At 70.7% G+C, this 10,881-nt stretch carries 6 protein-coding genes; 3 read left to right on the top strand and 3 right to left on the bottom strand.

Annotated features, from left to right (window positions below; all coding sequences use genetic code 11):
* Nucleotides 1-79: 79 nt before the first annotated feature.
* Nucleotides 80-1,285 (bottom strand): ROK family transcriptional regulator, encoded by a 1,206-nt coding sequence (locus tag FHU36_RS35340; protein WP_185088401.1) that lies wholly within the window; start codon nucleotides 1,283-1,285, stop codon nucleotides 80-82.
* A gap of 192 nt (nucleotides 1,286-1,477) precedes the next feature.
* Between FHU36_RS35340 and FHU36_RS35335 the strand changes: the two genes are divergently transcribed.
* From FHU36_RS35335 to FHU36_RS35325, 3 genes are read left to right on the top strand one after another with little or no spacing between them, the layout of a single operon-like run.
* Entirely contained in the window at nucleotides 1,478-3,157 is a 1,680-nt protein-coding gene (locus FHU36_RS35335; protein WP_185088400.1) for a type 2 periplasmic-binding domain-containing protein, read from the top strand.
* Entirely contained in the window at nucleotides 3,150-4,193 is a 1,044-nt protein-coding gene (locus FHU36_RS35330; protein ID WP_312892057.1) for an ABC transporter permease, read from the top strand. The genes FHU36_RS35335 and FHU36_RS35330 overlap by 8 nt, the downstream gene beginning before the upstream one ends.
* Complete coding sequence (locus tag FHU36_RS35325; protein ID WP_185088399.1) at nucleotides 4,190-5,086, top strand: carbohydrate ABC transporter permease; 897 nt, start codon at nucleotides 4,190-4,192, stop codon at nucleotides 5,084-5,086. Before FHU36_RS35330 ends, FHU36_RS35325 begins: the two co-directional genes overlap by 4 nt.
* A gap of 46 nt (nucleotides 5,087-5,132) precedes the next feature.
* Here FHU36_RS35325 and FHU36_RS35320 read toward each other — a convergent pair whose 3' ends face one another.
* The gene (locus FHU36_RS35320; RefSeq protein WP_185088398.1) at nucleotides 5,133-7,787 is read right to left on the bottom strand and encodes a cellulose binding domain-containing protein; all 2,655 of its coding nucleotides are present in this window, start codon (nucleotides 7,785-7,787) and stop codon (nucleotides 5,133-5,135) included.
* Between the two features lie 179 nt (nucleotides 7,788-7,966).
* The gene (locus tag FHU36_RS35315) at nucleotides 7,967-10,855 is read right to left on the bottom strand and encodes a glycoside hydrolase family 3 protein (RefSeq protein ID WP_185088397.1); all 2,889 of its coding nucleotides are present in this window, start codon (nucleotides 10,853-10,855) and stop codon (nucleotides 7,967-7,969) included.
* Between the last annotated feature and the right edge of the window lie 26 nt (nucleotides 10,856-10,881).

Below are 10,881 nucleotides of genomic sequence, written 5' to 3'. Positions count from 1 at the left end.
GGTTTCATGAAGGGTGCCCGCCTCTGTGACGTAGGTCAAGGCCTACGCCACACTTTCTGCCAGGTCGGATTCGGCTCCGTCAGGAGAAGCGCGACATGCCGCCGGGCAGGCGGCCCGAGTCGACGGAGTCGAGCACCCAGGCGGCACCACCGAGAGCGGCGGCGTCGTGCCCGAGGGTCGAGGCGACCACCTCACAGCCGCCGGGCGCGATGACCCGCCCGGCGACCTCGTCGCGCACCGCGGGCAGCAGCCACGGCGCGAGCGGCACGTAGTAGCCGCCCAGGATGACCACCTCGGGGTTGAGCAGGTTGGCGATGACGGCCACGCCCCGGCCGAGGCCCCGGCCCACGGAGTCGAGGATCTTCAGGGTGGCCGCCTCGCCCGCGCGGGCGGACCTGACGACCTCCTCGATCTCGACCTGGATCTCGGCCGGTGACGGCTCGCGCCGCAGCACGGCGGCGATGCCGGCCACCGACTCCAGGCAGCCGCGCCGCCCGCAGCGGCAGGCGGGTCCGTCGGGGTCGAGCTGCACGTGGCCGAGCTCGCCGCTGTAGCCGAGGGCGCCCCGCCGCAGCCGGCCGTCGAGGATGACGCCGGCGCCCACGCCGATCTCGCCGGTGAGGTAGACGAGGTCGGCGGCCCCCGCGTGGGAGCCGAAGCGGTGCTCGGCCAGCGCGGCGAGGTTGGCGTCGTTGTCGACCTGGACGGCGAAGCCCGGGTCGCGCAGCGCCTTGGCCAGGTCGCCGCTGACGTCGGCGTCACGCCAGCCGAGGTTGGGCGCGAGCCGCACGACGCCCTGGACGTCGACCAGGCCCGGCACGGCCACGGCCAGCCCGAGGATCTGGCGCTCGTCCTTGGCCATGCGGTTGACCACCCGCCGGATGACGGCGGCGAGGGCGGCCACGTCCTGGCTCACCGACGCGCCGCCGGCGAACGAGCGCCGCCAGGTCAGCAGCCGCTCCCCCGCCAGGCCGGTGGCCACGGCCGAGACGTAGTCGACGTTGATCTCCACGCCGATCGCCGCGTACGGCGAGCCGTCGAGGACGAGCATCGTGGCCGGCCTGCCCACCCGGTTCTCCGTCAGGCCGGTCTCGCGCACCAGCCGGCGGTCGATCAGGTCGGCGACCAGGCTCGAGACCGTCGCCTTGTTCAGCCCCGTGGACGCCGCGATGTCGGCCCGCGAGCACGGCGCGTGCTCGCGCACGAACCGCAGCACGACGGCGAGGTTGGTGGCCCGGACGTCGGCGAAGTCGGCCGGCTGCGGGCCGGTCGTGGATGTGATCAAAATCAGCCCCGTTCCCGCCAGGAGGTGACCCCAGCATGCCGCATCGCGGGTTCCCTTCACCAACCTGTGACCGGAGCGGTCCCTTGTGGCGACGGTCACCCTCCATTAATTTGTTTGATGGGCAGACGAACTAATTCTAACCGTCATCTGTGCTGCCTCGACAACCCCTCCTTCAAGCGAAGGGAGCGCGCCGTGACACTTCCGGCTCAAGGCGCTTCGACGACCCGGCGCGGATTCCTCGGACTGGTCGGCATGACGGCGGCCGGGCTGCTCACCGGATGCAGCGCCCCCAGCACCCCCCGGCCCGGCTCCGGAGGCGCCTCGGCGGCGGCCGGCAACCAGCTCAAGAGCCTGACCCCGACCTTCACCGCCTTCTCCGGCGTCAAGCCCGACCTGCCGGGCACGGTCTCGAACCTCGAAGGCGTCCCCGACATCGCCGGCGGTTTCACCGCCTACCCGGCGAGCCCGGCGCCCGCCCTCACGCAGAAGGCGGGCAAGGGCGGCGCCTACAAGGCCATGACGCCGCTGTGGGGCCCGCCGCCCCCCGGCCTGTCGTCCAACTCCTACTTCCAGGCCGCCAACGCCGACATCGGCGCGACTCTGGAGTTCCAGATCACCGACGGCGTCACGTACGCCGACAAGGCCATCGCCCGCCTCGCCGCCCGGGACATCCCCGACCTCATGGTCATCCCGAGCTGGGAGATCGACAAGATGGCCGACTTCAACCAGGCCGTGGACCAGGCGTTCGAGGACCTCACGCCGTACCTGCAGGGCGACAGGGTCAAGCCGTACGCGCTGCTGGCCAACCTGCCGACAACCGCGTGGGAGTGGTCGGTGTGGAACGGCAAGCTGATGGCGGTGCCGTACCCGACCGAGCCGTACCCGTATGCACTGCTCTACCGCAAGGACCTGTTCGACAAGAACGGCTGGAACCAGAACCCCAAGACCGCCGACGAGCTCTTCCAGCTCGGCAAGGACATCACCGACGCCAAGGCCAAGCGCTGGGCGTTCGGCTCCATCCACGAGATGGCCTGGCCGATCTTCAAGGTGCCGCAGGAGTGGCGCTACGAGGGCGGCAAGCTCGTGCACAAGTACGAGACGCCCGAGTTCGAGCAGATGATCGTGTGGATGCGGAAGGTGTTCGACGAGGAGCTGGTCCACCCGGGCGTCATCAGCAGCAAGGGCACCAACGAGAAGGAGCTCATCGGCGCCGGCCAGATCCTCGTCTACCGTGACGGGCTGGGCGCCTGGAAGGAGCTGCTGCAGCAGCACCGGCCCAAGAACCCGGAGTTCGCCCTCAACGCCTTCCCGCTCTTCTCCCACGACGGCAGCGCGCCGATCATGTATCACAACACCGCGGCCGGGATCTTCACCTTCGTCAAGAAGGGCCTGCCGAAGGCCCAGGTGGAGGAACTGCTGTCGATTCTCAACTGGTGCGCGGCGCCGTACGGCACCAAGGAGTACGAGCTGTCCAACTACGGCGTCAAGGGCAAGCACTTCGAGCTCGGCTCCGACGGCGTGCCCAAGCTGACCGACCTCGGCACCAAGGAGGTGGCCTACACCTACGGCTTCCTCGGCGGGCGCCCCCTGTACGTGGACTGGCCGTTCCCCGAGGACGTCAAGCTCAGCCTCGACTGGCAGAACGCCTCGTTCAAGCACATCGAGCGCAACCCGTTCGCCGGGATCAGGATCCAGCGGCCGTCGAAGTACTCGGGCCTGCAGGTGCCGACGGAGGACAAGTTCACCGACGTCATGCGGGGCCGCCGCCCGGTGAGCGACGTCAGGCAGATCGCGCAGGAGTGGCGGCGCGACGGCGGGGACGAGGCCCGCGAGTTCTACCTGAAGGTCCTGCGGGACAACGGTCGTGCTTAGGCAGGGCGGGACCGTCGAGGACTCCGGGGCGGCGGGTGACCTGACCGCGCCCGCCGCCCCGGTCAGCACGCGCCGGCGCGGCCCGCTCGCCCGGTGGCGGGCCGGGCGGGCCGCCCGGCCCAGGCCGGCCACGTTCGGCGCCCGGCTGCGCCGCGACTGGCAGCTCCTCCTGATGAGCGTCCCGGCGATCGGGCTGCTGCTGGTGTTCCACTACGTGCCGCTGCTCGGCAACGTGATCGCGTTCCAGGACTACTCGCCGTACGTGGGCATCAAGGACAGCCCCTGGGTGGGCCTGGCGAACTTCCAGTGGCTCATGCTCGACGAGAGCTTCTGGCAGGCGACGTCGAACACGCTGACCATCACGGCGTTCCAGCTCGTCTTCTACTTCCCGATCCCGATCGTGCTGGCGATCCTGCTGGACAGCGTGATCCGGCCCAGGGCGCGGCTGTTCATCCAGAGCATCGTGTACATGCCGCACTTCTTCTCCTGGGTGCTGGTCGTCACGCTGTTCCAGCAGATGTTCGGCGGGGCCGGCCTGCTGTCGCAGATCCTGCGCGAGAACGGCCGCTCGGGCATCGACATCATGACGAACCCCGACACCTTCATCCTCCTGGTGACGGCGGAGTCCGTCTGGAAGGACGCGGGCTGGGGGACGATCATCTTCCTCGCCGCGCTGGCCGCCATCGACCAGAACCTGTACGAGGCGGCGGCGGTGGACGGCGCGAGCCGCTGGCGGCGCATGTGGCACATCACGCTCCCAGGGCTGCGGCCGGTCATCATCCTGCTGCTCATCCTGCGGCTCGGCGACGCGCTCAACGTCGGCTTCGAGCAGTTCTTCCTGCAGCGCGACGCGGTCGGCAGGGAGGCCGCCGAGGTGCTGGACACCTTCGTCTACTGGCGCACGCTGCTGACCGGCGAGTGGAGCTACGGAGCCGCGGCGGGCCTGGTCAAGGGCCTGGTCGGGCTCATCCTCATCGTGGTGGCCAACAAGGTCGCCCACCGGTTCGGCGAGCAGGGGATCTACAAACGATCATGACGTCCGCATCCTGGGCGGAGAAGCCCTCCGCCGTCGGCCGCACGGCCAAGACGCTCGTGCTCACACTGATCGCCGCCGCCATCCTGTTCCCCGTCTACATGGTCGTGCTGACCAGCCTGTCCACGCAGGAGACGGTGAGCAGGGCGGGCGGGCTGGTGACCGTTCCCGGGGAGCTCTCGTTCGCCGCCTACGAGCAGGTCTTCGCCGGCGGCGTGGTGACCCGGGCGGTGCTGGTGAGCCTCGGCGTCACCGTGGCCGGCACGGCGATCAGCCTGGTCGTCACGACGCTGGCCGCCTACGGCCTGTCGCGGCCGGGGACGCTGCTGCACCGGCCGCTGCTCTTCCTCGTGCTGCTGACCTTCCTCTTCGGCCCCGGCATGATCCCGAAGTATCTGGTGGTCAGCGGGCTCGGCCTGATCGACTCGTACTGGTCGCTGATCCTGCCGGTCGCGGTGACCGCCTTCAACCTGGTGGTGATGCGGGCGTTCTTCATGAGCATCCCGGCCGAGGTGACCGACAGCGCCCGCGTCGACGGGGCGAGCGAGTTCACGATCCTGCGGCGGATCGTGCTGCCGATGTCGAAGGGCGTGGTCGCGGTGATCGCGCTGCTGTACGCGGTGGGCTACTGGAACGCCTTCTTCGACGCCGTGCTCTACCTCAACGACAGCGCCAAGTGGCCGCTGCAGCTCGTGCTGCGGCAGTACGTCTACCAGGGGCAGTCGATGTTCGCCGGGCAGAGCGGCGACAGCGTCGCGGCGGGCCACAGTCTGCCGCCGAACCTGGCGGTCCAGATGTCGATCGTGGTGATCGCGCTGGTGCCGGTGCTGTTCGTGTACCCGTTCGTCCAGAAGCACTTCACCAAGGGCGTCTTCATCGGCGCGGTGAAGGGCTGAGCCTCCTGGGCAGGGCGCCCGCCGGCCGGCGGGCGCCCATCTCAGGTCACGAGGCGGTGCAGGTGAGGGTCGGTGTGGCGGCCGGGCCGGCGCCGTTGAGGCCGAACGACGTGGTGGCGTTCGGCTGGACGGCGCCGTTGTAGCTCAGGTTGGAGACGGTGACGTCGGCGCCCGCCTGGGTGTGGGAGCCGTTCCAGAGCTGGGTGATCCGCTGGTCGCCCGGGTACTTCCAGGTGACCTTCCAGCCGGCGGTGGCCGCGGTGCCGGTGTTCCTGACCGTCACCTCCGCCGAGAAGCCGCCCGGCCACTGGTTGCCGACGGTGTAGGTCGCCGTGCATGCCTTGCCCACCGTGGGAGTCACCGTGGGAGTCACTGTGGGAGTCACCGTGGGGGTCACGGTCGGGGTCACGGTGGGCGTGGGGCCCGTGCGGTCGCCGTAGATGATGCCGCGGCCGTTCGTGCCGAGGTAGACGCGGCCGTAGATCCGTGGGTCGCCCGTCAGCGCCTCGCCCATGTTGCCCCACTGGTGGTCGTCGTCGTTGACGCGGACCCAGTTCGCGCCCGCGTCGTCGGACCGGTAGAGGCCGGTGACGCCGCCGATGGTCGCGACCGCGAACACCGCCGGGTACGACTGCCCCGGCGCCGCCTTGCCGAAGCCCACGTTCACGGCGGACGTGACGCCGGGCAGCCTGGTGAAGGACGCGCCGCCGTCGGTCGAGCGGAACAGGCCGGTCTCCCCCGCCAGCCAGATGTCGCCCTTCGTGCCCGGCAGCGCCTTGAAGTGGACGTTGCCGGTGGCGGGCAGGCCGGTCGCGGCCGTGGCGGTGAAGGTGGCGCCGCCGTTCGTGCTCAGGTGGAAGCGGCCACCGCCGAAGCCGTAGAAGGTCATCGGATCGACCCGGTCGGACTCGACGACCGCCCCGGTCGGCAGGCCCTGCGACTGCTGCCAGGAGGTGCCGAAGCCGGTCGAGTGGTGCACGGCCACGCCCTTGGGCGCCCAGACGAACCGGGAACCGTCGGCCGCGGCGGCGACGGTGCCGCCCTCGTCGATCCCGCCCGGTTCGCTGCCCTGGAACCAGTTGGCGCCGCCGTCGGTGGAGAAGGCCACGTGGCTGTCGTTCGGCCGGTCGGCGTCGGTGAAGTTGCCGGCGCGGACCAGCACGCCCGGGTTCTTCTCGGCGTAGTCGAGACTGGTGGTGGAGGTGAAGCCGGGCGAGGTGAACATCATCGGCGGCACCGCGTCCAGGTCGGCGTGCCGGAACCCGCCGATGTCGCCCAGCGCGCTGACCAGCGGCGCGCCGCTCGGCGGGCTGACCAGGTCGAGCACCGCCGTCTCCTCCAGGCCCCTGGCCATCGGCCTGATGGTGAACTGGCCGCCGGAGTCCCACTTCGTCAGGTCCTCGGTGCCGTAGACGGTGGCGCCGGTGCCGTACATCATCCGGTCGGAGTCGAACGGGTCGATCTCCAGCGACTCGGTCATCCAGCCCAGCTTGGGCGTCACCTCGGGCGGCTGCGGGTTGCCGCCGAAGGTCAGCCATGGGTTCGCGGAGACGTCCATCTTGTAGCGGAAGCTCCGGTTCGGGTACGAGGTCCAGTCCCAGACGCGGGTCCAGGTGGCTCCGGAGTCGGTGGACCGGAAGAAGATCACGTCCGGCCACCAGGAGATCTGGGTGGCCACCATGAGCGTGCCCGGGTTCTGCCGGTCGAGGGTGAGGCCGCTGTAGCCGAAGTAGGCGTCCGAGCTCGACGACGGGACCGGGCTGACCTGTGTCCAGGTGCCGGTCGCGGTGGCGTAGCGCCAGACGTCGCCCTTGCCGCCGTCGTACGGGCCGCCGGTGTCGCTCGTGGCGATGAACAGGTTGCCGTTGACCGTGTCGAGGACGCCCTTGTGGGCCAGGTAGCCGGTCGGCTGGCCGGGCACCCGCTCCCAGGTGGCTCCGGCGTCGGTGGTGCGGTAGACGGTGTCGTCCTTGTCGGCCACGCCGACGTAGATCGTCCTGGTGGCGTCGCCCTTGGCCGAGGAGCGCGGGTCGAAGGTCACCCAGACGACGCCGGGCCGGTGGCTGAGGTAGCCGTTGGGGTCGCCCGGGTCCTGGGCGTAGTCGCCCGGGTTGGGGAAGCTCGCCACCTTGGCCCAGGTCGCGCCGTGGTCGGTGCTGCGCCACAGGCCGTTGCCGTTGGGGGTGCCGAGGTAGAGGACGCTGTTGCGGTTGGGATCGACGGCGAGCGCCTCGCCCATGCCGCGGCCGGGCATGTTGCCGCCGAGCTTGAACGGCAGGGGGGCGGCCTGCCATGTGGCGCCCTTGTCGGTGGAGCGCAGCACGGCGCCGTTGCCCGGGTCCCAGCTGTTGGTGTACATGCCGGCGGCGACGTAGACGCGGTCGGTGTCCACGGGGTCCGTCGCCAGGCTGACGACGCCGTTCCAGCCCCACCTGTCCCAGCCCACCCAGTCGAGGAGCGGGGTCCACGTCCGGGTGGACTGGTTCCAGCGGTACGCCCCGCCGATGTCGGTGCGGGCGTAGACGAGGTTCTTCTCGGTCGGGTTGAAGACGATGCCGGGCACGAAGCCGCCACCGTCGATGCGGACGTTCTTGAAGGCGTACGGGTCGGAGGCGACGGCCGAGACCGGCGCCATCCGCACAACCACCGCCGCCAGGACCACGGCGACGGCCAGGAGAACGCTGAACAACCTTCGTGGCATGAGCGGATCTGCCTTTCCGGGCACGCCAAGCGGCGCCCCATGAAGCTGGTCCGCCCGGATGACCGCCATGCACGTTCAGGTCGCGGGGACCCTGACCGTCGCCTCGCCTTCGCGCATGAGCCTCACGACGAGGCTCACACACCGGTGACCCCTGGTCAATAGTTGGGACTCACAACCAATCAGCGGGCGAGCGTGACGTCCCTGAGCCGCAGGTCGCCCCTGAACACCAGGTAGAGGTCGCCCGTCCCGGCCTGCACCGCGGCGTCGGCCGTGCCCCACCGGTAGACGCCGCCGGTGGCGGGCGCCTGGACGGTGCCGAGGACCGGGCCGGTCGGCGAGCCCCGGCGCAGCTCGACCGAGCCGCCGGTCACCGACGAGACCGAGGCCGTCAGCCGCGAGCCCCAGGAGGCGCCGGTGAAGGCGATCCAGTCGCCCGCGGACCCGGCCACGACGTCGCCGCTGACCTTGTTCTCGTCGGCGAACTCCACGCCGGAGTAGTCGTCGAAGTCCATCGCCCGAGTCGTCCTGGTCAGGTCCCGGACCGGGATCGTCTCGCCGGTGACCCGCGTCGTGGCGCGGGCCCGGATGCGGTCCGAGGCCGAGCCGACGAGCACGTCGTGGGTGGCCGCCTCGACGACCCACCTGCCCCGGGTGTGGTCCCACACGGCCAGGTCGTCCCGCCGGAGCGGGAAGGTGACCGTCTTCGACTCGCCCGGCGCCAGCGCGATCCGCTGGAAGCCGCGCAGTTGCCTGACCGGCTGCTTGAAGCGGGAGCGGTGCTGGTGGGTGTAGAGCTGGACGACCTCCTCGCCCCTGACCTCGCCGGTGTTGGTGACCTTGACGCTCACCTGGTCGCCGCGGACCCGCAGGCCCTGGTAGCCGAAGGTGGTGTAGCTGAGCCCGTGGCCGAAGGAGTAGAGCGGGTCGCCCTCGTGGTAGAGGTACGTCATCCCGGTCCTGGCCAGGTCGTAGTCGAGGATGCTCGGCAGCTCGTCCGTGGCGTACCAGGTCTGGGTGAGCCGTCCGGCCGGGTTGACGTCGCCGAAGAGCACGTCGGCGACGGCGTGGCCGGTCTCCGAGCCGGCGTGCGTGGTCCACAGCAGCGTCGGCGCGTCCACGATCACCGGGTAGCTGGTCTCCAGCACGACCACGGTCCTCGGGTTGGCCGCGCGCACGGCCTCGATCAGCCGCTTCTGCCCGTCGCCCAGTTGCAGGTTGTCGCGGTCGTGGACCTCGCGGCCGTGCACCCACGGGTGGCTGCCGACGACCACGACCGCCACCTCGGCCCGGCGGGCCTGCTCGGCGGCCGCCGCGATGCCGTCGGAGACGACCTCCTTGGCGAAGCGGGCCGCCTGCGCCTTGGGCGCCAGGCCGAGCGCGCCGTCGGCGGTCACGGTGACGTACGGGTCGGGCAGGCCGTACCAGCCTTCGACGTTCTCGAAGCCGGCGTACCTGATGAGGTGCGAGCCGTCGGCCTGGCGCTCCAGCGCGAACTGCTGCTGCACGTACCAGCCGGTGGGCTCGTCGTCGTCGGTGTCCAGGGAGCGCCAGTCGCCGCCGAGCAGCTTGCCGTTGCCCGCGTTGCGCAGGGTGGAGACCCCGGCGACCCAGTCGGTGAGGTCCCACTGCGAGGCGGGCGTGGGGGTCGTGTCGGTCAGCGCGGCGTTGTCGTCGGGACCGGTGCCGGTGGCGGTGAGGTATTTGCCGGAGTCCAGGTGCTTGAGCGCGACCCGCTCCAGGCCCGCGCCGGTGGTGACGTCGGAGACCCGCTCCTTGATCCCGGCGAGGGGGGTGACCTGGTAGGGCATCGTGCCCGCGTACCAGTCGCTGTGGAGCTTGTCCGACAGCGGGCCCACCACGGCGGCCGAGGCGGGCGACTTCAGCGGCAGCGTGCCGGAGTTCCTCAGCAGGACCGCGGCCTTGGCGGCGGTCTCCCGGTTGAGCTTGCGGTGCGCCGGGCTGTCGATCACGTCAGCGGTGATCTTCTTGTACGGGCCGCCGTCCGGGTCGAGGTGGCCGAGCCGGAACCGGATGGTCAGCGCGTGCCCGACCGCCCTGTCCACGTCGGCCTCGGTGATGAGGCCGCGGTCGAGGGCTGCCGTGAGGTTGGCCACCAGCGGGCCGCTGTCGCTGCCGTCGATGGTGAAGCTGTCCTGGCCCGACTTGAGCACCGCGGCGAACGCCTCGGGCTTGTCGTCGTAGTACTTCTCCACGTCGGTGAGGGCGTGCGGGCCCCACGCGTCGCTGACGTTGTAGAGGGTGCGGTCGGTCCACGACCGCACGACCTCGTTCAGGTCGCCGTTGACGTGGTTGGGCCGGCCGTTGACCAGGTTGTACGACGCCATGACCCCGGTCGCGGCGTCGGCCTTGATCGCGATCCTGAACGCCTGCTCGTAGTACTCGCGCTTGAGCTTCGGCGTGAGGTTGGCGGAGGTGAGGCTGCGGTTCGCCTCGTTGTTGTAGGCGAGGTAGTGCTTGAGCACCGGCGCGGTCTTCAGGTAGAAGGGGTCGTCGCCCTGCAGGCCCCTGCCGTAGGCGGTGGCCATCGCGCCGGTGAGCAGCGGGTCCTCGGAGTAGCCCTCCTCGTTGCGGCCGGCCCGCGGGTCGCGCAGCGGGTCCACGACCGGCGCCCACACCTGTAGGCCCCACAGCGCCGGGTTCTGGGCGTTGTAGCCGCGGGTCTCGTCGCCGACGGCCGAGCCGACCTTCCTGATCAGCTCGGGGTCCCAGGTGCTGGCCAGGCCGACCGCCTGCGGGAACACGGTGCCCCGGGCGAGCTTCTGGTTCCAGTTGTCGGCGAGGTCGTTGGACCAGGCGATGCCGTGCAGCGCCTCGGTGCCGTTCTTGTGGTACGGGATGCCGAGTCGCGGGACGGCCTGCTGCGACTGGTGCAGCAGGCCCAGCTTCTCGGCCAGGGTGAGCCGGCCGAGCAGGTCGCTCACGCGCTGCTCCACCGGCAGCGCGGGGTTGCGGAACGGCAGGTCGTCGGCGGTGGCCGGCGGGGCGGCCAGCAGGGCGGCCGTCAGGGTGAGGGCGAGGACCGCCGGGGTCCGTAAGCGTCGGGACATGGAGTCTGCTCCAGGGGGGCGAGGGG

Origin of the sequence: Nonomuraea muscovyensis (assembly GCF_014207745.1) — a bacterium.
GTDB classification, from domain to species: Bacteria; Actinomycetota; Actinomycetes; order Streptosporangiales; family Streptosporangiaceae; genus Nonomuraea; species Nonomuraea muscovyensis.
The sequence above is the reverse complement of the archived record's forward strand: the minus strand, read 5'-3'. Positions and strand labels throughout refer to the sequence as shown.